Genomic DNA, 24,679 nt, shown 5'->3' on the forward strand with positions numbered 1-24,679 from the left:
CCCCCGTCCAGCGGTCGTCCGCCGCCGCGCCCGCGGCACCGGCCGTGGCGCCCGCGTACGCTGCTCCGTCCGCCTCCCAGGTGCCTGCGCAGCCCGCCGCCAGCGGGGGCTACCTCACGCCCGCGCAGGCCTATGGCGGGTATGCGGCGGCACCCCAGCCGCTGCAGCGCGGCGGTGCGCCTGCCGCGGCGGCTCCCTCGGCCTGGGCCACGGCCGGGATGGGCAACGTGCCGGACCCTGCGCGGCCCCGTACGGCCCGCGACGAGCTGCGGGAAGTCCAGCAAAGCCAGATATCCAGCTTCTCGGTCGGTGCCACGGCGCGTGCCCGGCAGGGCGAGGCGGGCATGAGCCAGCATTCCGAGATCGAAGCCCCCGTCCAGCTGAAGATGAGCGTGGGCGACGGGCACCTGCTCCTGGGCGTGACCCCCACGGGCGCCAGCGCGGGATCGCCCGGGTCTCCGTACGGCACCGTCAGCCGCTTTGGCGGCGGCCCGGTCACCGCGCTGGACATGCCCGAGCGCGCGGCGGGGTCGCAGAGCGACAGCGGCATCGGGCTGAGCGTGGGCTATGAAAACGGCGGCTTCCGGGCCGACATCGGCAGCACGCCGCTGGGCTTCGGCCAGTCGGACGTCACGGCCGGCGTGCGATACCGCACGGCCCTCACCGACAACCTCACCGTGGCGGGAGACCTGTCGCGCCGCCCGGTGACCGACAGCCTGCTGTCGTTCGCCGGTGCCCGCGATGCGCGCACGGGAGACCGCTGGGGGGGGGTGTCGGCCACGGGCGGGCGCCTGGACCTCACCTGGGACGATGGCGAACTGGGCGTGTACGGCTACGGCTCGCTGCACGGCCTGACCGGCACCCGTGTGCGCAGCAATGCGCGGGCCGAACTGGGCGGCGGCATGTACTGGCATGTGCACCGCACCTCCAACGAGGACCTCACGGCCGGCCTGAGTTTCACGGGCCTGTCGTACCAGCGCAACCTGCGCTACTTCACCGTGGGCCACGGCGGGTACTTCAGCCCGCAGCAATTCGTGTCCTTCGGCATTCCGGTCGAATGGGCGCAGCGCAATGGCCGCCTGTCCTACCAGCTCAAGGGCTCGGTGGGCGTGCAGTACTTCAAGGAAGACGCGGCACCGTACTTCCCCAACAGCCCGTCGCGGCAGGCCAGTGCCGTCCAGGCGGCCAGCGACGCGCTGGCCTTCGGCGAAACCGGCGCCACGGCCATCTACCCCGGCCAGTCCCGCACGGGCCTGGGCTACAACCTGGGCGCCGCCATGGAGTACCAGATGCACCCGCAGGTGTTCCTGGGCGGGCACCTGTCGCTCAACAACGCGCGCAACTACCGCGAATTCGCGGGGGGCCTGTATGTGCGGTACGCGTTCCAGCCCTACAGCGGCCTGCAGGCCTTCCCGGTCAACCCGCTGCGGTCGCCCTATAGCTACTGAGGCCACAGAACTTCCCAGAGGGCCCACCAGCTTTCTGCAGGCAACAAAAAGGCCCGCCGCACATGAAGTGCGGCGGGCCTTTTTTTGCTGGCGGCCACGCGTGGCCTGCTTGCCAGCCTACCTACCTGTGTGCCTCAGCCTGCCTGCACGCACGCAAGGCATCGCATGCACAAGCCGTCGAGGGGCCGGAGCCAGGCCATCGGCCGGGCTGCATGGCCATCCCGCGAGGGGCCGACGGGTGGCACCCCGCCTTGCTGCAGGGTGCCACCCCCTTGCCTTCAGGGCGTGGCCTGCTTGGCGCCCACAAACACCGTGTGGGCGCGCGATCCCGCGACGGACAGCCCGGCGGTCAGGATGCGCAGGCCGACCACGTTGCCGTTGGCGTCGAACTGCGCAGCCGCTGAACCGGACTGCGGCGGGCCGGACGACAGGCCGCAGGTGATGGGGGCATTCGGGCTGTTGAGGTAGCCGAACGCCTCCACGCGGTACAGGTTCAGGCCGCTGCCGAGTTCGCCCAGGAGCTTGCCCGCGACCTCGCAGCCGCTGGTGGTCAGGCCCGTGATCGCGCCATCGGCGAAGACCGTGAGCGTCGTGGTGTCACCGCCAAAGCCGGTGCCTGCCATCTTGTAGGTGCCGACGATCAGGGCCGTGGTGGGCACCTTGCCGGCGGGCAGCGCATACAGGGGGTCGGGCTGGACGCTGAAGCGGGTCGGGGCGCCGCCGGGCTGGGTGGGGTAGCTGAAGGTGCCGTTGAACAGGCTGGCGGTGCTGGAGCCCGTGGCGCTTTGCAGCGTGCCGTCGATCAGCACGGACTCGTTGTAGGCGCCCGTGTTGGCCAGCAGCCGGTTGAAGAACACCCCGTCGTTCGCGGTCACGAAGCGGTTGTTCGTCGCGTTGTTCGCGTAGCGGATGAGCCGGCCGTACAGCGCATTGTGGTCCAGGCTGCTGTTGGTGTAGAAGAACAGGCCGCCATCCGGGAGCACGCTGCCCCAGACGGACGTGTCGCCAATCACGCCTGTGGGCAGCGTGAAGGCGCCCTGCCAGTTGCCCGCCACGGACAGCGGCGTGGCCGAGGGCGGCGTCGTGGTGCGCGGGTCGGCGATGCCGTTGAGGGTGTAGGTGTTGTCGGGGCCCGTTGCGTTGCGCGTGAACGCCCAGATGCCGTTGGGTACGCCCGCCGCGTCGAAGCGCAGCACGGCGATGCCGGACTGCTGGGTGCCGCTGGCCCCGCAGGAGGTCGTGTCGCCGGAGAGGTTCAGCGTGAGCGAGTACAAGGGCGAGCCCGCGGCGCGGGGCGTTGCCGAGCCCGTGACCAGGCAGCCGCCAATGCGGCCCGAGAGCTGGCCCTGGGGAGTGACGGTGAGCACCCATCCGCCGCCAAACAGGCCCGTGCCCCGGTAGGTGCCCTCGATCAGCGTGGCGGTCGCGGTGTGGAAATTGAGGCTGCTGTACGAGAGCTTCAACGGCACCACGGCGCCGGAGGCGGCCGCCGTCTGCACCGGATCGCTGTAGTTGCCGCTGATGCCGTCGGTGCGGCCGATCTTGCCGCTGTTCGATGCCGTGCCGCGCAGCGTCAGGCCGGTGGCGAATTTGCCGTCCTGCACCGAGAAATACGTCACGCCGGTGGCCAGCACCGCGGTGACGTTGACATTCAGGCGCCCGTAGAGCGCATCGAAGCCCGCCGCGCCGGGAGCTTCGCGCGCCAGGTAGAACTCCCCGCCGGTGCCCATCGGGCCCGGATCGATGTAGCCCACGACCTGGCGCTGCGCCGCGCCCGTGCCCACCGTGCCTTCCCACACGCCGCCAGGGAACTGCTGAACCCCCGGGGCGGGGCCCACATCCGCTCCATCGGAGGAGCCGCCGCCGCAACTGGCGAGCAAGGCCGTACAGGACAAAGAAAGCCAAAGAGATTTGCGCATGATGGACAGAAAGAAAGATCAGTGGGTGGCAGGTGGGTGGCGCGGGTGCGCAAGCACGGCACCTGCCGCAGTGCTGGAGGCCTCCGCACCGGGGCGTGGCGCAAGGCGCACTCGGCGCGCCAGCCGGCGCGCATGCGCGGCATGCAGGCTGGCTGGCGGTGTCCAATTGTGCCAGCAGCAGGCCCAAAGGACGATGGGAAATGGGGCACCGCAAGGGGCTGCGGGCTTGCTGGGCGGGGCGCGGCGGCCCGGCGCATCCCGCGGCCGGCAGGGCGCACGGCGTGGCGTGTACTGGTTTGCTATTGTTTTTGTAGCTTCTGGCGCTTTGCCAGCAAGGGGTGAGGCGGTTTTCTTGCCTCCATCTGTGGCCACTCAACAAAAAAGGCCGGACTCCGGGCGGGAGTCCGGCCTTGCGGGCCGCGCGGGCGGCTCGGCTCAGTCGTCGTTGGTCGCCAGGCTGATCAGGATGCGCAGCACGTACCAGAGCATCAGCGCGATCGAGGCGAACAGGTGCAGCGCGGCGCCCGCAGGGCGGTCGGCGGGGTAGTCGTGGATGATGCGCGAGGTGTCGTACAGCACGCAGGCGCCCGCGAACAGCACCATGATCCCGGAGAACCAGATGCCCAGCTTGAAGCCGAAGATGGCGCCGGCAATGATGGTGCCCAGGGCCACCAGGCCCCCCACCTTCAGGATGCCGCCCAGGAACGAGAAGTCGGTCTTGGTGGTGAACGCCGTCCAGGTGAGCGCGCCCACCAGCAGCAGCGTGATGAAGGCCGCCGCCCCGATGGCGCCGGGGGCCACGATCTGCGCGATGCCGAACATCGGCGCGAAGATCAGGCCTTCGGCCAGCACGTACAGGCCCAGGCCCATCAGCTGTGTTTGCGGGTTTTCAGAGTTGTCGGCCATGTACGAGGCCAGCCAGCCCACGAGCATGAACGCGCCCATGACGCCCAGCCACAGGAACTTGTTGCCGCTGCCCAGCAGCATCTTGGCCGTTGCGCCGGAAAAGCCGGTCGCCATCAGCACGGCGGAAAGCACCACGAAGGCCAGCATGGCGGCGCCCAGGTGCTTGTAGGTGGAGACGATGAAGTCGCGCCGTTCAAACGGCGCGCCCTCGGGCGTCGAAGGGGTCAGTGCATTGGGGTTCATGGCGCATTCCTCCATTGGATCGTTGTGAAAACAGGGGAAGGGCATGGCCACAGCGCCCCTCCCTCCCTCTCTGTGAAAAATTCTCAGGCAGCGCTGAGCTGCTGCTCCTGGTCGGCGGCGCGCAGTTTGCGGTTGCACCACACGCCCAAGGCGCCCAGCAGGGTGAGCACAATCGCGAAGATCCAGGTGCCCGCGCCGCTGAAGGACCGTGCGGAGGAGGCCGCCTCGGCCTGCAGGCGCTGCCGGGTCGCCTCGTAGCTGATCACGGGCTTGCCATCGACCGCCACTTCGTACACCAGGTCGCTGTCGCTCTTGTCCACCAGGGCGGTGATCTTCTCGTCAATGAGGTTGCCAACCAGCTGCTGGGGCGTGCTGTAGTCGATGCGCAGCTTGCGCTCCTCGGCGCCCGCGGCATCGGGCTTCACGCTGATTTCGTAGTACTTCTTGGTGGAGCGGCGCTTGCGCTTGACCGTCACCTCGGACGCCTGCGTCACGGTGCCTGCCACGGACTGCAGGCTCTCGCGCGCCGCGTAGGCATGGTCGCCCTCGGCCTTCCAGCCGCTGTACAGCGACAGGCCGATCAGGCCCGGGCCGGCCAGCAGCAGCAGCCATGCGTAGCCGGTGATGAAAATCAGAATCTTGCGGACGAATCCTGGCATGACGTTCCCTCTCTCTCGTTCTTGCTTGAATGTTGTGGATACAGGCTGAAATTGCCGCCGCTGCTGGATGCAGCGGCCGGCAAGGACGAGATGATCTTCGAGTTGGGCGCGCCGGATGTAAAAAAGTGTTGGCCCCGTTGCGGCGGTGCCGCACTGGACAAAGTGGCGGGGTGGGCGGCGCCGCGGCCGGTGTAAAAGCGCCGCGCGGCGCCCGCCGGGGCAAAAAAAAAGGGCCCGCAGCGTCCGTGCTGCGGGCCCCTGGCCGGGTCATTGCAAGAGGGGTGGGTCCATCAGAACGGGATGTCGTCATCCATGTCGTCAAAGCCCGAGGCCGCGCGCGGTGCCTGGGCCGCGGGTGCGGGGGCGGGGGCGGGGCGCTGGGCGGGTGCCGCCATGGGGCGCGGCGCGGGCGCGGCGCGGCGGGGGGCCTGGTCATAGCCGCCGCCCTGGTCGCCGCCGCCGTAGCCGCCATCGTCATAGCCGCCGCCCTGCTGGCCACCACCACCCTGGCCGCCCATGCCCTGGCGGCTGCCCAGCATCTGCATCTGGTCGGCGCGGATTTCGGTGCTGTACTTTTCCACGCCGCTCTGGTCGGTCCACTTGCGCGTGCGCAGGGAGCCTTCGACGTACACCTGCGAGCCCTTGCGCAGGTACTGGCCGGCGATCTCGGCGAGGCGGCCGTTGAAGACCACGCGGTGCCATTCCGTGGCTTCCCGCATTTCGCCAGACTGCTTGTCTTTCCACTTGTCGGTGGTGGCGATCGTCACGTTGGCCACCTGGTCGCCACTGGGGAAAGTGCGCATTTCAGGGTCGCGGCCCAGGTTGCCGACGATGATGACTTTGTTTACGGATGCCATGGTGCTGTCTTTGCCTTAAGGAAGTAACAAAGCGCCGGATTTGGAGAGAGTTTCCGGGCGCCAAACGCGCCATTGTGCCGCAAGCGGGGGGCAATGGAAGCCCCCACCCGGCAGCGCCCGGCCGTGCCCAGGCCCGCCGCCGCTTGTTGTGCTCAATGGCCGCCGCGGCCCACGGGCCGCAGCGGCCAGGTCAGCGCCAGCCACAGGGCCGTGAGTGCGGCGGTCGCCGCGAACAGGCCCGGAGCCCCGGCCCATTTCACCAGCGCGCCGCCCAGCGCGCCGCCGGCGAACAGCCCCAGCGACTGCAGCGTGTTGTAGCTGCCCAGCGCGGCGCCACGCAGCTGGGGCGGCGCCATGCGCGAGACCAGGCTGGGCTGGCTGGCCTCCAGCGCGTTGAACCCGCAGAAGAAGACGAACAGCAGCGGCCCCAGCACCCACAGCGTCGGCGGCGCGGCGCTGGACGCCAGCGTGCCCAGGCCCACCTGCACGAGCAGCACCAGCGCGATGGCGCCCAGCAGCGCCGCGCGCAGCCTGCCGGCGCGTTCCAGCGCGAAGAGCCCGCCCATGGCCCCGAACGACAGCACCACGGCGGGCAGGTAGACCTGCCAGTGGTGGTCCTTGGCGAGGCCGGCCTGCACCAGCAGGGCCGGCACGGCCACCCACATCGATAGCTGCACGGTGTGCAGAACGAACACGCCCAGGTTCAGGCGCAGCAGATCCGGGTGGCTCCACACGTCGGCCAGGCGGCCCCGTGCGGCATCGCCGTGCCGCGCGGGCTCCGCAGGCACCCACCAGATCACCACCGCCACCCCGGCCAGTGCGAGGGCGCAGGTCAGGCCGAACAGGCCCGCCAGCCCGATGTGGGCCGCCAGCACGGGGGCCGCCACCAGCGCCACGGCGAACATCAGGCCGATGCTGCCGCCCACCAGCGCCATGGCCTTGGTGCGCACGGCGTCGCGCGTCTGGTCGGCCAGCAGGGCGGTCACGGCGGCCGACACGGCCCCCGCGCCCTGGAGCGCGCGGCCCGCGAGCAGGCCCGTGAGCGAATCGGCCAGCGCCGCCAGCAGGCTGCCGGCGGCGAACACCAAAAGCCCCAGCACGATCACGCGCTTGCGCCCGAACCGGTCGGAGGCCATGCCCAGCGGCAGCTGCAGCAGCGCCTGCGTGAGACCGTAGATGCCCATGGCCAGTCCCACCAGCGCCGGATCGTCCCCGCCGGGGTACTTGCGTGCCTCCAGCGCGAAAACCGGCAGGACCAGGAACAGGCCCAGCATGCGCAGCGCGAAGATCAGCGCCAGACTCACGCTGGAGCGGCGCTCCAGCGGTGTCATTGCGTTGTCGGAAGGCGGCGGGGACGGGGGCTGCGGGGCGGCGCCCAAAAAAGAAGGGGAAGAGGATTCCGGCACGGTGGTGCCCTATGGGGCGGGTAAAGCGGGGATTTTCGCCCATTGCGCGCAAGCGCCTGTCCGCGGGGGCGAGCGAAGGGGGCCGAAGGCCTCTGCGGGGGCGGCGCCTGGCGGCAGGCCCCTGCCGGTGCGCGGGCGGCGCGGTGCCGGTTCAGCGGACCATGGCGGTGCCCTGCCGGACGGCGGCGGCAGGCTCACAGCAGGCCGCAGATCCGCTGCACGCACTCGCGGGGCGTGAGCTCGGCGGTGGGCAGCACCAGCTCCGGGGCCAGCGGCGCCTCGTACGGGGAATCAATGCCGGTGAACTGGCGCAGCTCGCCCGTGCGGGCCTTCCGGTACAGGCCTTTGGGGTCCCGCTGCTCCGCGAGCGCGAGTGGAACGTCGACGAAGATCTCCACGAAATCCCCCGCCGCGAACAGGTCCCGGGCCGCCTGGCGTTCGGCGCGAAAGGGCGAGATGAAGGCCACCACGACGATCACCCCCGCATCCACGAACAGCCGGGCCACCTGCGCGATGCGGCGGATGTTCTCCGCCCGGTCCGCGTCGGAGAAGCCCAGGTCCCGGTTCAGGCCCTGCCGGATGTTGTCGCCATCCAGGATGTAGGTGCGTTTGCCCTGGCGATGGAGTTCGCCTTCCAGCGCGTTGGCGATGGTCGACTTGCCGGCCCCGGACAGGCCGGTGAGCCAGATGACCCGTCCGGGGTGGCCGCCGAGCTGTTCGCGCTCCTTGCGGGTGACGGTGAGCGCCTGGGCATGGATATGGGGGGTGGGATCGGACACTGGGGTGGAATGTGCGGATGAACTTGGCGCCATGTTAATGGCATGACGGCCGCCACCCACCGGCGCGGCGTGCCTGGCCTATCATGGTGGGTTTCCCTGCACAGAGCCGCGCCCACCGTGAACCCCCCTTCCGCCCCGCTCCCCGAGCCCGCTGCCCCGTCCGACGCTGGCCGTTACCTCGCCCATGCCCTGCGCGAGCAGCGCATCAGCATCCGCGGCGCGCGCACGCACAACCTCAAGAACATCGACCTGGACATCCCGCGCAACCAGCTCGTGGTGATCACGGGGCTGTCGGGCTCGGGCAAGTCGAGCCTGGCGTTCGACACGCTGTATGCAGAGGGCCAGCGGCGGTATGTGGAGAGCCTGTCGGCCTATGCGCGGCAGTTCCTCGGGCGGCTGGACAAGCCCGACGTGGACCTGATCGAGGGCCTGTCGCCCGCCATCAGCATCGAGCAGAAGGCCACCAGCCACAACCCGCGCTCCACCGTGGGCACGGTGACCGAGATCCACGACTACCTGCGCCTTCTGTACGCCCGCGCGGGCACGCCCTACTGCCCCGACCACGGCCTGCCGCTGGCCGCGCAGACCGTGAGCCAGATGGTGGACGCCGTGCTGGCGCTGCCCGAGGACACGCGCCTCATGCTGCTGGCCCCCGTGGCACGCGAGAAGAAGGGCGAGTTCACCGAGCTCTTCACGCAGATGCAGGCGCTGGGCTACATCCGCTTTCGCGTGGACGGCACCATCTACGAATACGAGAGCCTGCCCGCGCTCAAGAAGACCGAGAAGCACAGCATCGACGTGGTGATCGACCGCCTGAAGGTGCGCCCCGAGATGCAGCAGCGCCTGGCCGAGAGCATCGAGGCCGTGCTGCGCGTGGGCGGCAACGACGGCAACGGCCGCGTGCTCGCGCTGGAGATGGACACGGGCCGGGAGCACCTGTTCAGCAGCAAGTTCGCCTGCCCGGTGTGCAGCTACTCGCTGGCCGAGCTGGAGCCGCGCCTGTTCTCGTTCAACTCGCCCATGGGCGCCTGCCCGGCGTGCGACGGCATCGGCCAGCGCGAGGTGTTCGATGCGGCGCGCGTGGTGGCCTTCCCCGGCTTGAGCCTGGCCAGCGGCGCCATCAAGGGCTGGGACCGGCGCAACGGCTACTACTTCGCGATGCTGGAGAGCCTGGGGCGGCACTACGGTTTCGACGTGGAGGCGCCGTTCGAGTCGCTGCCCGCCGCCGTGCAGCATGCCGTGCTGCACGGCTCGGGCGAGGACGAGATCGCGTTCAGCTACATCCTGGACAGTGGCGCCAACAAGGGCAAGGTCTACACCAAGAAGCACCCGTTCGAAGGCATCCTGCCCAACATGGCGCGGCGCTACCGCGAGACCGATTCGGTCGTGGTGCGCGAGGACCTGGCCCGCTACCGCAGCAGCCAGCCCTGCCCCGAATGCCACGGCACCCGCCTGCGCCGCGAGGCGCGCCACGTGAAGGTGGGCGAGGGCGCGCAGGCCCGCGCGATCTTCGAGGTGAGCCACGCCACGCTCAGCGCCGCGCACGGCTGGTTCCAGGCGCTCACGCTCACGGGCGCCAAGGCCGAGATCGCCGACAAGGTGGTGCGCGAGATCACCACGCGGCTGCAGTTCCTCAACGACGTGGGCTTGAACTACCTGAGCCTGGACCGCAGCGCCGAGACGCTGTCGGGCGGCGAGGCGCAGCGCATCCGCCTCGCGTCGCAGATCGGCTCGGGCCTCACCGGCGTGATGTACGTGCTCGACGAGCCCAGCATCGGCCTGCACCAGCGCGACAACGACCGGCTCATCGCCACCTTGCAGCACCTGCGCGACATCGGCAACAGCGTGATCGTGGTCGAGCACGACGAGGACATGATGCGCGCGGCCGACCACGTGATCGACATGGGCCCGGGCGCCGGCGTGCACGGAGGCCGCGTGATGGCGCAGGGCACGTACGACGCGGTGCGCAGCCACCCTGAATCGCTGACCGGCAAGTACCTGTCGGGCACGTTGTCCATCGCCGTGCCGAAGCGGCGCACGCCCTGGCTGCCGGTGGTGGAGCAGGCGGCGCCGGTGGTGGAGGTCAAGGGCAAGTCGCGCTTTCCGCAGACCGAGGCCAGCAAGCGCCGCGCCGAGCGCATGGCCGAACACCACGCGCGCCAGGGCGCGGTGCAGGCGCTGCGCGTGGCGGGCGCCACGGGCAACAACCTCCAGAACGTGACCGTGGACTTCCCCGTGGGCCTGCTCACCTGCGTGACGGGCGTCTCGGGCTCGGGCAAGAGCACCCTGGTCAACGACACGCTGTACGCCGCCGTGGCGCGCCAGATCTACCGCGCCCACGAAGAGCCCGCCGCGCACGAAGAGATCGTGGGCATCGAGTACTTCGACAAGGTCATCAACGTCGACCAGAGCCCCATCGGCCGCACGCCGCGCAGCAACCCGGCCACCTACACTGGCCTGTTCACCCCCATCCGCGAGCTGATGGCCGAGGTGAACACCGCCAAGGAGCGCGGCTATGGCCCCGGGCGTTTCAGCTTCAACGTGGCCGGGGGCCGCTGCGAGGCCTGCCAGGGCGACGGCGTGGTGAAGGTGGAGATGCACTTCCTGCCCGACGTGTACGTGCCCTGCGACGTGTGCCACGGCCAGCGCTACAACCGCGAGACGCTGGAAGTTCTGTGGAAGGGCAAGAACATCGCGCAGATCCTGGAGCTCACCGTGGAGGACGCGCACGCGTTCTTCAAGGACGTGCCGGCCATCGCGCGCAAGCTGCAGACGCTGCTGGACGTGGGGCTCTCCTACATCCGCCTGGGCCAGGCCGCCACCACGCTCTCGGGCGGCGAGGCGCAGCGCGTGAAGCTGGCGCAGGAACTCTCCAAGCGCGACACCGGCCGCACGCTCTACATCCTGGACGAACCGACCACCGGCCTGCACTTCGCGGACATCGACCTGCTGCTCAAGGTGCTGCACCAGCTGCGCGACGCGGGCAACACCATCGTCATCATCGAGCACAACCTGGACGTCATCAAGACCGCCGACTGGCTCATCGACATGGGGCCTGAAGGTGGCGCCGGCGGCGGCACCGTGGTGGGGGTGGGCACGCCCGAGGACCTGGCGGCCAACCCGGCAAGCCATACGGGGCGGTACCTGGCGCCTTACCTGCGAACGAAATCTGAATGAAAATGGCTGCTAGCGCTTATCTATCAAGCGTTATAAGCTATTGATTTGGTAGCAAATTGCCGCTACATCACTGCAGGCGGCGGGCCACCTCGGCGTCCAGCGATCCCATGAAGGTCTCCACGGCCCGGGTGTAGTCGCTGTCCAGGCCCAGTTGGGCGTTGATTTCGCCATGGTCCAGGTCCTGCGGCAGCACCTCGGCGCGGCCGCCCTGGTGGCGCACATGGCGGGCCATGGCATCGGATTGCCGGCAGGGGTCGTCAGCCCGCTGGGCCGAGCACACCATCTGCATCGGCGGGGCGCCCGCCGTCCATTGGTGCAAGGGCGACATGGCCACCCAATACGCAGGGTCAGCGCCGAATGCGTCGTCATACAGCGGCAGGTGCGGGGCGCGCATGCGGGCGGGCACGTTCATCATGGCGCTGTCGAGTGACACCGTGCCCAGCCACGGCCAGGCGCCTTCGCGCAGTGCCTGCGGGGCGCGGGCATTGAGCAGGGCAACCAAGTGCGCCCCGGCCGAGTGGCCCATGAGGATGAAGCGGCTCGGGTCTCCGCCCCAGGTGCCCGCGCGCTGCTGCGCGGCCGTGAGGGCGGCCTGCACATCGCGCTCCTGCACGGCCACGGGGGCATCGGGCAGCATGCGGTAGTTGATGGAGATGAGGATGAAGCCCTTGGGCACCCAGCGGTTCACCTTCTCCTGCACCACGCGGCCCATGGCCTTGTCGCCATGCCGCCAGCCGCCGCCGTGCACCATGAAGATGACCGGCGCGCGCACCGCGCTGGCCACCAGGCTGTTGGTTCCTGTGGTGGGGCTGGTGGGTACATACACGTCCATGCGCTGCGCCGGGTCGGCGCCGTAGGGCACATCGGCGATGCGCTGCACGCCGGTGGCCAGCGTGGCCGGTGCGGCGGCGGCCTGCTTCTGCGCGATGAGGGCGCGCAGGCGGCCGCCGTTCTGCGCGGTGGTCTGGGCCTGCACGCTGGCGGTGGCCAGCGTGAGGGCAGCCAGGGCGGTCATGGTCAGAAGATGGCGCGGGGACATGGCAAGGCTCCTGAGGTCAGAGGGGGCAAGCGGTAGCTGGGTCCAGAGGGCGTCAAGGCCGCGTTGGACAAGCCAAGGCCGTGCCGCTCGCGTCGTAGCAGGTGGCGCTGCGGCTCCAGCCGTTGTCCTTGCTGTAGCTGCTTTGCGCCTGCACGCTGTTGCCGGTCGTCGCGTTGGTGGCGGTGGTGCTGCGGGCCTGCGTCACGGTGCCGTCGGCGTTGCGGCTCGCCCCGCCGCTGCTCTGCAGGCTGCCCTGGGCATTCTGGGCGGACACGGTGCCGCTGTGGCTGGCGCTGCTGTCTGCACTGCGGGTGGTGCTGCCCTGGCGCTCGGCCACTCCGCCCTGCGCACCCACAGCGGCGCCCCGGCCCGTCACGCTCGCGTTGCCCTGCCCATCGGTGGTGGCTGTGCGCCCGCGCAGCACCGCGCCATTCGGGCCGCTGCGGGCCACACCGGTGCGGGCGGTGGTGCTGCCATCGGCGTTGTGTTCCACGCTGCGGCGGGTGCGGGCCTGCGCTTCGGTGGGGGCGGCCAGCGCCAGCACGGCGCTCAGCCCCAGGGTGGCGAGGGTGGAGAACACCAACACACCCGCTGCCAGTGCGGGGCGTTGCAGCAGGTCGTTGTCAGCGGGGCGTGTCGGCAAAGGCATGGTGGTCAACTCCTTGGGGTTTGCCTGGGGGTGTGGCATGGCTGTACTGTGGGTCCCAGGTGTGAGCCATTGATGGCAGGAATCCGCCGATGTATGACAAACCATGACAAACGCCTGCGGCCCCGTCATCCCTTGTCATGGCTGGGGGTGCATGGCCCGCGCCAGCGCCTACCATTGCCACCACGCCGCCTTCACCTGCCACGTTGCTCCCTGCCCATGACCGACACCCTGGCCAAGATCCTGGTCGCCGATGACGAGCCCGACCTGCGCGCCCTGCTGCAGCGCTACCTGAGCGACCAGGGCTACGCCGTGCGCACGGTGGAGGGCGCGGGCCCGCTCGACGTGCTGCTGCAGCGCGAGAGGTTTGATGTGCTGGTGCTGGACGTGATGATGCCGGGCGAAGACGGCCTGGCCATCTGCCGCCGCCTGCGTGCGCAGGGCGAGACCATTCCCATCCTGATGCTCACCGCGCGTGGCGACCCGGTGGACCGCATCGTGGGCCTGGAAATGGGGGCGGACGACTACCTGCCCAAGCCCTTCAACCCGCGCGAGCTCCTGGCCCGCATCCAGGCCATGGTGCGACGCCAGCGCATGCTGGGCGCGCACACCGGGCCGCAGGGAATGCACGGACGCCTGACGTTCGGCGACTTCGTGTTGCTGCCGACTGAACGGCGGCTGGAGCGGGCGGGCGCGAGGGCCGGCGAGGACGTGCCCCTCACCACCGGTGAATTCGCCCTGCTGCTGGCCCTGGCCCAGAACCCTCAGCGCCCGCTGGGCCGCGACCGGCTCATGGCCCTGGCCTATGGCCCCGACCACACGGCCACCGACCGCAGCATTGACGTGCAGATCATGCGGCTGCGCAAACTCATCGAGGCCGACCCGGCCCAGCCGCGCCACATCCGCACCGTGTGGGGCGTGGGCTATGTGTTCGTGCCCGATGGCGCCGCGCCCGCCGGAGGGCGGCAGCCATGACGGCACCCGCAACCCCCGCCCGCCGCCACGGGGGGCTCTGGCCGCGCAGCCTGCTCGGGCGCAACCTGCTGCTGATGGCCGTGCTCATCGTGCTGGGCCAGCTGGTGGCGGCGGTGCTGGTGCGGCAGATGATCTTCCAGCCCCGCGTGGCGCAGGTGGCCGATGGCGTGGCGCGCAATGTGGCCGCGCTGCGGGCGGGGCTGCAGGCGCTGCCCCCGGCGCAGCGTGTGGCGTTTGTGGAGGCGTTCAACCGGCAGGCCGCATTGGCCACGCCGCCCGTTGCGCCGGAAAGCGCAGCGCGGCGCGCGCTGCTGTCGCCGTTGGAGCGGCAGTTTGTGCAGGCGGTGGCCCGCCGCCTGGGTGTGGGTGATGCGCCTGCGCAGAGCCCGCAGCCCCTGTGGCGCCGCGACAGCACCGGCGTGCTGGCCCTGCGCATGGTGCACGAGGGCGCTGACTACTGGCTCAACCTGCCCAGCGTGTTCCCCACGCGCGAGTTCACCGGGGCCTGGCTGGTGGCCACGCTGGCCAGCATGCTGCTGGCGCTGCTGGGCGCGTGGTGGCTGCAGCGCCACATCCACCAGCCGCTGGCCCAGGTGGTGGCGGCGGCGCGGCAGCTCGCGCGGGGCCAGACACCCGCGGTGCTGCCCGAGGCCGGGCCCGAAGAAATCGCCACCGTGGGCCGCAGTTTCAACCAGATGGCGCAGAGCCTGGCCGCCGCCGACCACGAGCGCGCGCTGATGCTGGCCGGTGTGTCGCACGACCTGCGCACGCCGCTGACCAAGCTGCGCCTGGGCGTGGAGATCGCCGGGGCACAGGTGGATGCGCCGCTGGCGGCCAGCATGGCGCGCAGCATCGACGAGATGGATGCGATCGTGGGCCAGTTCCTGGACTTTGCGCGGGTGGGCGCTGACGCGGGCGAGGCCGAGGCGCCCGCCACCGCATCGCTCAACGACCTGGCCCAGGCCGTGGCCGAAGCGCAGGCCGACCACGGCCGTGTGCTGGCGCTGGAACTGGGCGGCCTGCCCAACCTGCCCGTGCGCCCGCAGGCGCTGCGCCGTGCGCTGGACAACCTCGTGGAAAACGCCTGGCGCCACGGCGCCGCCCCGGTGGTGCTGCGCACGGGCGGCAGCGCGCAGCAGGCGTGGATCGAGGTGGCCGACCACGGCACCGGCATGGACGCCAAAGAGCTGGACCACATGCGCCAGCCTTTCGCGCGTGGCGGCGGCGCGGCGCGCGCGGGTGTTCCCGGGGCCGGGCTGGGCCTGGCGATTGCCGAGCGCGTGGCGCGCGCCCATGGGGGAGCGCTGGAGCTGCACAGCGCTCCCGGCCAGGGCCTGCGCGCGCGGCTGGTGCTGCCGCTGGCGGGGCCGGCCGCTGCGGCTCAGCCCCCAGGGGAATAGGGGCGCAGAATCTGAATGAAATTGGCCGCCAGCGATAGATGGATAAGCGCCAATAGCTACTGAATTTGTAGCGATTTTGCCGGGCGCAGCGCCCTGTGCTGGCCCTGGCCTTCGTCGCCCAGCCGGAACACCGACACCACGTGCACCAGGTCTTCGGCCTGCACCTTGAGGCTGCCGGCGGCGGCGGCCATTTCTTCCACCAGCGCGGCGTTCTGCTGCGTGACCTGGTCCATCTGCGTCACGGCCTCGCCCACCTGGGCCACGCCCAGCGACTGTTCATGGCTGGCAGTGCTGATTTCGCCCACGATGTCCGTCACGCGGCGGATGGCGGTCACCACCTCGTTCATCGTGGTGCCCGCGCGGTCCACCAGGGCCGTGCCCTGCTCCACGCGCTCCACGCTGGCGCTGATGAGGGCCTTGATCTCGCGCGCCGCCTCGGCGCTGCGCCCGGCCAGCGAGCGCACCTCCGACGCGACCACCGCGAAGCCCCGGCCCTGTTCGCCCGCGCGGGCCGCCTCGACGGCGGCGTTGAGCGCGAGGATATTGGTCTGGAACGCGATGGAGTCGATCACGCCGATGATGTCCGAGATCTTCTGCGACGAGGCGTTGATGCCCTGCATGGTGTCCACCACCTGGGCCACCACCTCGCCGCCCTGCACGGCCACGGTGCTCGCGCTGTGGGCCAGCGTGCTGGCCTGGCGCGCGCTGTCGGCGTTCTGGCGCACGGTGGAGCTGAGCTGCTCCATCGACGCGGCGGTTTCCTCCAGCGCGCTGGCCTGGCTTTCGGTGCGGGCCGACAGGTCGCTGTTGCCCTGCGCGATCTGCACGCTGGCCGTGGCCACGCTCTCCGATCCGTTGCGCACCTGGCGCACCACCTGCGTGAGCTGGGCGCGCATCTGCATCAGGGCCTCCAGCAGCTGGCCGACCTCGTTGGTGCCGTGGGCCAGCGCGCTGCCGCTCAGGTCGCCCTGGGCCACGGCGCGCGACAGCGCCACGGCCTGCGAAAGCGGCCCCGTCATGGAGCGCACGAACACCAGGGCCATGGCGCTGGTGGCCGAGAGCGTGACGGCGAGGGCGAGCGCCATCCACAGCAGCCGGCGCTGCAGGTCGGACACCCGGGCCTGCAGGGCCTGGTCCAGGCTGGCCATGGACAGGTTGTTGAGTGCGTTCAGCGCTTCGATGGTGCGGGTGAACGCGTCGAAATAGTCCTTGGAGGGCAGCTGGAGTTCGCTGGCGTTGATCACGTCGCGCTCGGCCATCTGCAGCGACTGCTGGATCTGGCCCTGCACCGCCTGCGCGTTGCTGCCCAGGGCGCGTTGCAGATCGGGGTTGCCCTGCAGGGCGCGGTCCAGTCCCCGGAAAGTGTCAGCCTGCAGCTCGGCCACACGCTGCTGCAGCACCAGCAGCTGGCCCTTGCCCTGGGGCGTCAGCTCGTGCTTGCCCAGTGCGCTGGCGCCTTGGGCGCGCAGCATGCCCAGCTTTTCGCCCAGCATGGGCGCCTGCACCAGCGAGGCCTGGATCAGCGCATGGGTGTCGGCGTCAGGGTCGATCTGCAGGCCATAGGCATGCAGCAAGGATTCGTTGAGCTGCAGCAGCGATGCGATGAGCTGCGTGTGCTGCGCCGTGCTCTGGGCCTGCTCGATGCTGCGTGCGGCAACGGCCTGCTCTAGCGTGCGCCAGGTCTGCTGGGCCTGGGTCCAGGTGGCCATCTGGGGGGCGGGCACCTTGGCAGCCGCAAAGCGGGCGGTGACATCGTCCAGGGCCGTGTTGACGGCATCGCGCGCGGCGGGGCGGCGCGCTGCCAGGGCTTCGTCGCCACCGAGCATGCCCACGGACAGGCCCCGGTGCACCTGCATCTGCTGCACCAGCCGGGTCAGCGCCTGTGCGGGGACCACGCCCTGCGCCTCGTGGCGCGCGTGGCCAATGGCGTGCAGCGAATCGCGCACCGTCAGGTAGGTGGGCAGCGCGCTCATCATGAGCCCGAGTGTTCCCAGGATGAGGAATTTTTCGAGCAGGTTTAACCGGTGCAGAAGTGACATGGCAGTAGGCGCACGTCAATGTGTGCGCAAAAAGATAGACCTCAGGGGCGGGGTGTCGGCACCCGCCGACTGGGATGCGGCCCTCCATCAGACCGCGCGGAATGTAACGCAATGTAGGGGTCTGTCTTCAGTAGGGTTTTGACTCAGGTCAATTTTTTGCGGCACGGCGTGTGTGCCCGCTGGGCGTCCCGCACCGCCCCTCGGTCGGCTGGAGCAGGGCCGCAGCAAATGGTGCGCTGGAGAATAATGAACTCCTCCCGTCCTTTGGAGCACCCCGGCATGCAATCCCTCACCCTGCGTTTCCTGGCGTCTCAAAGCACCTTGCCTCAGGCGGGGCGGGTGCCCGGCGGCACCGTGCTGCGCTGGGTGGACGAGGCGGGTTTTGCCTGTGCGAGCGCCTGGGCCAAGGGCCCCTGCATCACCGAGTTCGTGGGCGGCGCGCACTTCGTGCGCCCCATCCGGCCCGGAGACCTGGTGGAAGTGCATGCGCGCCTGGCCTTCACCACCGAGACCGGCATGCACCTGGCCGTGGAGGTGCGCAGCGGCGGCATCCATGGCGAGCCGCAGCACGAGGTGCTGCATTGCGTGGCGGTGTACACCGCCGTGGACGCCGATGAACAGCCCCGCGCCATCGACAGGTGGAGCCCCGAAACCCCGGGCGACATGGCCCTGGCGCAGCGGGTGAAGGCGCATGTGGAGGCCGCGCGCGCGGCGCAGTGACGGGGGCGGGCGGCGTTGTTCCGCCCGCCGGTGGCCTTCGGGCCCTGGCAACGCGCGGCAGGCCCCTGCCCCTGGAGGGCGGCGGGTGGGGACACGGCGTGCCTCACCTCACGCCGGGGCTGGGGCCTGGATCGTTGCCCGCAACGGCCCGCCCGCGCTGCCATGCCTGCGCGCGGTCGCGTGCGTCCACCTCCGCGGTCGCCTCGGTCAGCACCGTGAAGCTGGCCGCATCCGCCCGCGCCAGCGGCTCGCCCTGGTACCACACCCGCCGCGCATCGGCCGCGTAGCCCCGCCCCAGGGCGCGCAGCGTGGCCATGTCGGCGCCCTGCAAGGGGCGCAGCACCGGGTGCGGGCCCCGGTTCGGCTGGTTGACCTCGATGTGGCCGTGCCAGGCGTGCGCGCGGTCGCGGGCGTAGCCGGGATCGTCTTCGTCCATCAGCGCAAAGCTTGCGCCGTGGCTGCCGGGGATGTCGGCATGCTCGAAATAACCGCGCTGCGCATCGCGCGCGAAGCGGGGGCTGAGCGGCTCGAAGCTGGCCGCATCGCGCACCGCGAAGGGCTGGCCCCGGTCGTAGGCGCGGTGCCGGTCGCGGGCATGGCGGTGGGCCAGCACGCGGTAGCTGGCCGCGTCGGCGCCGGGAATGGTGGCGATGCGCAGGTGCTGGTAGGCCCAGTACTCCTGCGCCTTGCGGTAGGTGCTGCAGTAGTAGACCGCGCGGCCGTCGCGCGCCTCGTGCTCCGACAGCGCCTCGAACGTGGCGCCCTCGCTGCCCTCCACGGCACTGCCCCGGCAGTAGCCTTGCCGCGCGTCGCGCCCGAAGTGCGGCGAGAGCGGCTGGAACGTGGCCGGGTCGGCCGGGGCAAAGGCCGCGCCGCCGTAGGTCCAGGCGCCCGCCCAGCCGCGCTGGTAGCCCGTGGCACTGCCGTCGCAGCCGCACAGCGCGGCCAGCGCCCCGAGCGCCAGCGCGCAGGCGCGGGTGAGCCCGGTGGCAGCCGACCCTGTCAGCGCAGGCGTGCGGACCCGCATGGGGAACGTGGACAGGCACTCACGGCGCGGTGCGCGGCGGGCCTATGGCACCGGCACGACCCGCAGCGCGGGCGGGTACGGCTCCACGCGCAGGCTGTCGTGCGCCAGCACGCTGATCCTGGCGCGGGGGGCCAGCTCCAGCGCGCCGTCGGTGCCCTTGCGCGGGGCGTATTGCCAGAGGCTGAGCGCGCCCTTGGCGGCCAGGGCCTGGCCGATGGCGGCCGCCTCGGGGCGCGGAGCCCCGGCCTCGTCCGGCGGCACGGCGACAAGGATCTCGTCGCGCACCGTGACGATCTTGAACAGCAGGGGCGTTGCGGTCTGGGCCATGGCAGTGACGCAAGAGATGGCCAGTGCGGCCGCCAGGCAGGCGGCGGCGCGGGCGCGAAGGCGGGGCGTGGTGGGGGTCATGGGGCTTTCTGGCTAGTGCTGCAGTTGTGCCTGCGCCTGCATCGTACGCGCCACGTGGGCATACATGGCGCCCCAGGCCTCGCGCGTGGCGGGGGTGAAGGCACCGCCCAGCGCGTCGGACAGCGTCTCCAGCAGGGCGGCGCCCACCGTGTCGTAGTGCGCGGCCTGCACGCCGTAGCCCGTGTGGCGCTGGCCCAGGGCGCGCAGCGCGGCGTCCAGCCGCTCGGGGTGGTCAAGCAGGCGCACGGCATCGCCGATCATGTCCAGCAGCTTGCGTGCCTGCACGTGCATGTCGGACGACCCGAACAGCCCCTGGATGGCCGGGTCGCGCGCGAACAGCTTCGAGTAGAAAAGCGCGCCGGCCTGCGCGGCGACGGGCGCAACCTGCGCAAAGCTCTGGCGCACGAGGTGGATCTGTTCGGGGGACATGAAGATTTCCTTGAAACGGAAAGAGTAGAAAAGCAAGGCTTGCGAGGCCCGGGCGATATAGCGACCGATGGCGATCCATTGGTTGCGCATCGCGCCGATGTGAAGTGCTAGAGGCAGCCTTGTTCAAAGGCTGTGGCTCACCTTGCGTCGCATCACCAGGCCGGTGCCCGCCATAAAGGCGGCCAGCAGCAGCACGCCCCATTCGCCCAGAGTGGGCACTGGGTTGACACCGCCCGCTGGCACCACAGGCGGCAGACCGGTGACTAGCCAAGTGCCTGTAGTTGGGGGATTGCCATCGATGCGACTGCCGGAAGTGCTCAACGTACCTGAGCTGCACACGCCGTTATGGGGGTCGTTGACTTGCAGGCATTCATAGTTGTGCAGGACGAAGTTGCGCAAAACCATCATGTCATAGCGATCACCTACGGCATGGGGGGACGGTGTTGGCCAGTGGATGAAGATGAGCATGGCATCGGTGAATACGCCATTGGCATCGGTCATCGCGACGGCTTGGTACAGGGTGTCGCCCGCAGCACTGGAATAGCTGGTTAGTCCGTCCGAAAACGCGAAGCCCGTAATCAGTGCGGAAATGTCGCCATTGTTGAGACCTGCCGGCAGGGGCAGCGCCGTGGTAAACGAACCCGACTGGAACATCGCTGTGGTGAAGTTGCCGCAGTTGCCTACAGTGCAGTTGGTGTAGTTTTGCACGGTGGGCGCGGTATAGGGGTTGCCGGTATAGGTGTAGGTAGCGGCCCAGGCGCTCACCTGGACGCAGAGCACGGTCAACAGCAAAAGAGTTTTTTTCATGGCGAAGTAGGTTTGTAAAAAATGCCTTGAGGGAGCGTGTAGCAAGCGCAGCAGCTATTTTTTGAGAAGTAACTCTCGCCGTCCGCGCAGGGCGATGCCGAGCAGGCCCGTGGCTGTGAGCAACAAGGCAAACGGGTTGTCCACGGGCACGGACTGCACGCCGCCTGGCCCCGGGATGTCACTCGTCCAGCCGCCGTTGCCGTGGGCAAAGGCGTGGCTGGTGGCACCGTCGTCCGCGAAGGTATTGCAGATGTCGGGGCTGAACAGGGAAACGCAGGGTCGGTTGAAGTAGCTGGCAAAGTTGACCGACATGTAGCTCAACCGGTCGCCTGCGCCATGGCTGGCGGTTTGCCACCGCTGGAACACGAGGTCGGTATCGACAATCTGGCCCGCTGCGTCGGTGGAAACCATGGCCTTGGCCAGCAGGGTGTTGGTTCCGTTCATGCTGTAGCTGGTCACGCCGTCGTTGAAGTCGTACGAGGTGAGGTAGGGCGTGATGTCCAGGCTGCTCTGATTGGCTGGCAGCGGCTGGTTGGTGGTGAAGTGACCCGTCTGCCGCATGGCCGTGCTGAAGTTGGCGCAGGTGCCGGCGGAGCAAGGTGCTGTGTAGTCCAGCGGGCTGGCGTAGGTGGGGCCGGTGAAGGTGTAGGTAGCGGCACAGGCACCAGCGTGGACGAAGGTGGCCAGGGCCAGGAGGGCAAGGTGCTTTCGCATGGGGCGGCGGGGATGTTCAGGTCTGAAGCACGAAAAAATTGCCCTGGCGCTTGCCAGTCACGCACACAAAGCTATGCTTTCAGGAGCAATTTCGCGTCTGCCGTCCAGTCTATGGACTCCCCCGCCGCTGCGCCCCACCCCTGGGGGTGGGATTTGGACGGGCGGGCTTTGCGCGCCGGCACAACCATCCGCTGGCTTGCACCCCGGTTGATCCGGGATGCCAGATTGTTTGTGGATGCGCCTATCCCCAGGGGTGGGGCGCCGGGGGACTTGGCTTCCTAAACTGATTTCCAGTGAAACAGTCGGATTCAAGAGCCATGAAAACTCTCAAGATAGCAAGCAGATGGATAGAAAAGGCGAGACACGTTGCCGCCGGCATTGCAGCCGCCGCCGCGTTCTGCGCGGCAACGCTGCCCGCACAAGCGGCCGCTATCTATGGCCCGCCAGATTTGCAGGCCAATAGCGCCAGCAACGCCCCCAACGTTTCGACAGCGGCCGTGAGCGCGGACTTCAACAACGATGGCTACCCCGACCTGGCGGTTCTCAACAGCGAAACCGACCAGCTTCTCATTTACCTAGGCACCCCCATTGGCGGCCTGGCGTTGAAGCATGATTTCAACAATCTGGTGTTCGGTCTGCAAAAAGCCAACGGTATCTCCGCTGGCGACATCGATGGAGATGGAAAGATTGATTTGGTGATTACCGACAACCTGGGCGTATCCGTATTGAAGGGCTCAGGAAACAGCAATGGGGATTTCAGTGCTTTTGTTCCGCAGCGGCCAGGGCTTGCGGATGCGAGTGACTATGGCGCTTCAAACCCCATGCTCGCCGACTTGAACCATGACGGAAGATTGGACATCGTTGTCGCTGTGTACGATCCCGGAAGTTTCGGTGGGACCCATTATTTTGAGGTTTTGCAGAATATCGGCTTCGGTAATTTCCTTTTGGTGGGGCAGCATGAGGTGACCTACAGCGGCCTAGCCACTTATAAATCTACGCGCGACTCACAGTTGGCCGACATTGACGGCGATGGGCAGCTTGACCTGGTTTTTGTAGACGATGTCTTGGGCACGACGGTTTCATGGCTGAAAGGCGCAGGTAGCGGAGCATTCGCACCCCAGGCGCCACTTCTTGGTGTAGGCGCGGGCGTGGGCGTTATCAGCGATCTAGAAGTCGCTGATGTCGATGGCGATGGCAAGTTTGATCTGCTCATGCAGAACTATTACGGCGAGGGCGTATGGCTGGCCAAAGGCGTTGGCAACGGCATATTTCTACCGTCCGCCCAGCTTTTCGCCACGGGGATTTCCGGCGGAGGCGGCCGTGACATGGGGCGAGTCATCGTCGCCGATGTGAATGGCGATGGCCGGCTGGACGTGATCTCCGATGGCTATGTGGGATTGCAGCAGGCCAACCACAGCTTTGTATTGAATGAGCATATCGGCTATTCGGTCACGCGCATGCTCGCCGCCATTGATCTGAATCGCGATGGCCGCGCCGATCTCGTGGCGTCAGGCCCGGGGGCTGGAACAATTGCGGTTTTCAAGACCATTGCCCTTGCTGCTTCGTCCATCGTGACGACCGGCACGCCGCAGAGCACCGTTTTCAGTACCCCTTTTGCGCAACCCCTGTCGATCAAGGTGCTCGACAGCAATGGCGTGGGCGTGCCGGGCTTGGTGGTGAGCATGACCCCGGTGAACCCGGGGCCCAGCCTGCCCATCGCGTCCACGGGCTCGGGCACCACCAATGCGCAAGGTGTCTTCAGCTATACCCCGGTGGCCAATGGCGTGATGGGTTGTTATCAGATGAAGGGATTCATCACCGGCCTGGGCAATGTGCCGCTCTTCAATTTGTGCAATACCAACACGGACAGTCTGGCGGTCACGGCGGGCAACAACCAGACCACGCTGGTCAACACGGCCTTTGGCACGCCATTGCAGGTGCGGGTGACCGACGCCTCGAACAACCCGAAGGCCGGCGTCACGGTGACGTTCGGCGGCCCCAGCGTACCGTCGCGTGTGGTGCTGTCGTCGTCCACGGCCGTGACGGATGCGAACGGGTTCGCGGCGGTCACGGCCACCGCCACGGGCAAGTCTGGCGCCTACAGCGTCAGTGCCACGGCGCCTGGCACCACCGGTGCCTCTATCAAGCTGTCGAACTCCGCACCGGCCGGCGCCGCCGCCGCCATTGCCTTTGACGTGTCCACGCCGCAATGGACGTATGTCACCAAGCCGTTCTCGGCACCCGTCACGGCGCACGTGCAGGACTTTTTTGGCAACCCGGTGCAAGGCGCAACGGTTGTTTTTGCCATCACGACCGATCCGGTCTCGGGTGCCACGGCGAGTTTCTCGGCACTGACGGCGGTGACCGATGCCGCAGGCAACGCGCAGGTGAGCGGGACGGCCAACGGGCTTGTCGGCACCTACTCGGTGAAGGCCAGCGTGCAGGGCAGTGCGCTGGTCAGCCCCCAAACCCGTCTGCTGAGAAACGTGGCCGATCTGCCCAAGTTCATGACCACGGTGAGCGGCACGCCCCAAAGCACGCCGATCAATACCACCTTTGCCCAGAAACTGCGCGTGAAAGTCACTGGCTGGGACGGCAGCAACACGCCGCAGGTGCGTGTCTATTTCATCACCTCCGGCGGGGTGGTGCTGTCTGCGGAAAGCGCGCTGGCCGATGCCGGTGGGTTCGCGGAAGTCACGGCCACCGCTGATGCCACGGTGGGCCTGCACCAGGTCAGCGCCATTGTGTACGACACCGTGCTGGAGCAACCCATCACGCAGATGTTTACCTTGACGAACATCGCGGGATCCATCCCGCCCGGCGGTGGCGGCGGCCCTGTGTCGGTGCCCGCGAACAGTCCGCTGGCACTGATGGGACTGTCCCTGGCCATGCTGGCCCTGGTCCGGCGCCGCATGGGGCGGTAACGCGCCCACGGGGGCCGAGGGCCTGCTTTCCTCCTGCGGCAACGTTGGCAGGCATGCCATCCCGGCGGGCCGCAGGCGAACAGGGTGGCGTGCTCCTCGCTGGTCTTCCAGGCGGGCCGTCGCTCGCGCCCATGTGGACGCCGGTGGCCGGGGCCAG

Annotated in this window: 20 protein-coding genes; 6 read left to right on the top strand and 14 right to left on the bottom strand. The window is 68.9% G+C overall.

Features of this window, described 5'->3' with window-relative positions; all coding sequences use genetic code 11:
- Window positions 1-1,448: cellulose synthase subunit BcsC-related outer membrane protein (locus AC07PV_RS22115; protein ID WP_494631334.1), on the top strand; the 1,448-nt coding region annotated here is incomplete at its 5' end.
- A gap of 278 nt (window positions 1,449-1,726) precedes the next feature.
- Here AC07PV_RS22115 and AC07PV_RS22120 read toward each other — a convergent pair.
- From AC07PV_RS22120 to cysC, 6 genes are all read right to left on the bottom strand, one after another.
- The gene (locus AC07PV_RS22120; RefSeq protein WP_494631336.1) at window positions 1,727-3,367 is read right to left on the bottom strand and encodes a hypothetical protein; all 1,641 of its coding nucleotides are present in this window, start codon (window positions 3,365-3,367) and stop codon (window positions 1,727-1,729) included.
- Between the two features lie 435 nt (window positions 3,368-3,802).
- The gene (locus AC07PV_RS22125; protein ID WP_218339407.1) at window positions 3,803-4,516 is read right to left on the bottom strand and encodes a Bax inhibitor-1/YccA family protein; all 714 of its coding nucleotides are present in this window, start codon (window positions 4,514-4,516) and stop codon (window positions 3,803-3,805) included.
- A gap of 83 nt (window positions 4,517-4,599) precedes the next feature.
- Complete coding sequence (locus AC07PV_RS22130; RefSeq protein ID WP_218297092.1) at window positions 4,600-5,175, bottom strand: hypothetical protein; 576 nt, start codon at window positions 5,173-5,175, stop codon at window positions 4,600-4,602.
- A 290-nt stretch (window positions 5,176-5,465) separates the two neighbouring features.
- Window positions 5,466-6,032, bottom strand: coding sequence for a single-stranded DNA-binding protein (gene ssb, locus AC07PV_RS22135; RefSeq protein ID WP_218339408.1), 567 nt, complete (start codon window positions 6,030-6,032; stop codon window positions 5,466-5,468).
- 152 nt (window positions 6,033-6,184) lie between these two features.
- Complete coding sequence (locus AC07PV_RS22140; RefSeq protein WP_218339409.1) at window positions 6,185-7,363, bottom strand: MFS transporter; 1,179 nt, start codon at window positions 7,361-7,363, stop codon at window positions 6,185-6,187.
- A gap of 269 nt (window positions 7,364-7,632) precedes the next feature.
- A complete protein-coding gene (gene cysC / locus AC07PV_RS22145; RefSeq protein ID WP_369643755.1) occupies window positions 7,633-8,217 on the bottom strand; it encodes an adenylyl-sulfate kinase in 585 nt (194 codons plus the stop codon).
- 117 nt (window positions 8,218-8,334) lie between these two features.
- Between cysC and uvrA the strand changes: the two genes are divergently transcribed.
- Window positions 8,335-11,394, top strand: a complete 3,060-nt coding sequence (uvrA, locus tag AC07PV_RS22150) for an excinuclease ABC subunit UvrA (protein ID WP_494631337.1) — start codon at window positions 8,335-8,337, stop codon at window positions 11,392-11,394.
- 67 nt (window positions 11,395-11,461) lie between these two features.
- On the opposite strand, the gene AC07PV_RS22155 is transcribed toward uvrA, so the two are convergent.
- Complete coding sequence (locus AC07PV_RS22155; RefSeq protein ID WP_494631338.1) at window positions 11,462-12,433, bottom strand: alpha/beta hydrolase; 972 nt, start codon at window positions 12,431-12,433, stop codon at window positions 11,462-11,464.
- A 52-nt stretch (window positions 12,434-12,485) separates the two neighbouring features.
- Window positions 12,486-13,082, bottom strand: coding sequence for a hypothetical protein (locus AC07PV_RS22160; RefSeq protein ID WP_494596963.1), 597 nt, complete (start codon window positions 13,080-13,082; stop codon window positions 12,486-12,488).
- A gap of 216 nt (window positions 13,083-13,298) precedes the next feature.
- On the opposite strand from AC07PV_RS22160, the gene ompR reads away from it, so the two are divergent.
- Window positions 13,299-14,054 carry an osmolarity response regulator transcription factor OmpR gene (gene ompR, locus AC07PV_RS22165; RefSeq protein WP_218297098.1) on the top strand — a complete coding sequence of 252 codons (756 nt, stop codon included), beginning with the start codon at window positions 13,299-13,301 and terminating at the stop codon, window positions 14,052-14,054.
- The gene (locus tag AC07PV_RS22170) at window positions 14,051-15,454 is read left to right on the top strand and encodes an ATP-binding protein (RefSeq protein WP_218297099.1); all 1,404 of its coding nucleotides are present in this window, start codon (window positions 14,051-14,053) and stop codon (window positions 15,452-15,454) included. Before ompR ends, AC07PV_RS22170 begins: the two co-directional genes overlap by 4 nt.
- A gap of 56 nt (window positions 15,455-15,510) precedes the next feature.
- On the opposite strand, the gene AC07PV_RS22175 is transcribed toward AC07PV_RS22170, so the two are convergent.
- Window positions 15,511-17,493, bottom strand: coding sequence for a methyl-accepting chemotaxis protein (locus AC07PV_RS22175; protein ID WP_218297100.1), 1,983 nt, complete (start codon window positions 17,491-17,493; stop codon window positions 15,511-15,513).
- A gap of 279 nt (window positions 17,494-17,772) precedes the next feature.
- Here AC07PV_RS22175 and AC07PV_RS22180 point away from each other — a divergent pair, with 279 nt between their 5' ends.
- Window positions 17,773-18,213: an acyl-CoA thioesterase gene (locus AC07PV_RS22180; RefSeq protein ID WP_218297101.1), complete on the top strand. Its 441-nt coding sequence runs from the start codon at window positions 17,773-17,775 to the stop codon at window positions 18,211-18,213.
- Between the two features lie 103 nt (window positions 18,214-18,316).
- Here the strand turns inward: AC07PV_RS22180 and AC07PV_RS22185 are convergent, their stop codons facing one another.
- From AC07PV_RS22185 to AC07PV_RS22205, 5 genes are all read right to left on the bottom strand, one after another.
- On the bottom strand, window positions 18,317-19,240 hold the full coding sequence (locus tag AC07PV_RS22185) for a DKNYY domain-containing protein (protein ID WP_218297102.1): 924 nt from the start codon (window positions 19,238-19,240) through the stop codon (window positions 18,317-18,319).
- Window positions 19,241-19,282: 42 nt separating this feature from the next.
- Window positions 19,283-19,648 carry a hypothetical protein gene (locus AC07PV_RS22190; protein WP_218297103.1) on the bottom strand — a complete coding sequence of 122 codons (366 nt, stop codon included), beginning with the start codon at window positions 19,646-19,648 and terminating at the stop codon, window positions 19,283-19,285.
- Between the two features lie 12 nt (window positions 19,649-19,660).
- Window positions 19,661-20,077 (bottom strand): globin domain-containing protein, encoded by a 417-nt coding sequence (locus AC07PV_RS22195; RefSeq protein WP_218297104.1) that lies wholly within the window; start codon window positions 20,075-20,077, stop codon window positions 19,661-19,663.
- 123 nt (window positions 20,078-20,200) lie between these two features.
- Window positions 20,201-20,884, bottom strand: a complete 684-nt coding sequence (locus AC07PV_RS22200) for an IPTL-CTERM sorting domain-containing protein (RefSeq protein ID WP_369643746.1) — start codon at window positions 20,882-20,884, stop codon at window positions 20,201-20,203.
- 54 nt (window positions 20,885-20,938) lie between these two features.
- Entirely contained in the window at window positions 20,939-21,598 is a 660-nt protein-coding gene (locus AC07PV_RS22205; RefSeq protein ID WP_494631340.1) for a hypothetical protein, read from the bottom strand.
- Between the two features lie 317 nt (window positions 21,599-21,915).
- On the opposite strand from AC07PV_RS22205, the gene AC07PV_RS22210 reads away from it, so the two are divergent.
- On the top strand, window positions 21,916-24,522 hold the full coding sequence (locus tag AC07PV_RS22210) for an FG-GAP-like repeat-containing protein (protein WP_494631342.1): 2,607 nt from the start codon (window positions 21,916-21,918) through the stop codon (window positions 24,520-24,522).
- Window positions 24,523-24,679: the final 157 nt, after the last annotated feature.

This window comes from Acidovorax sp. GW821-FHT09A11 (assembly GCF_059418365.1).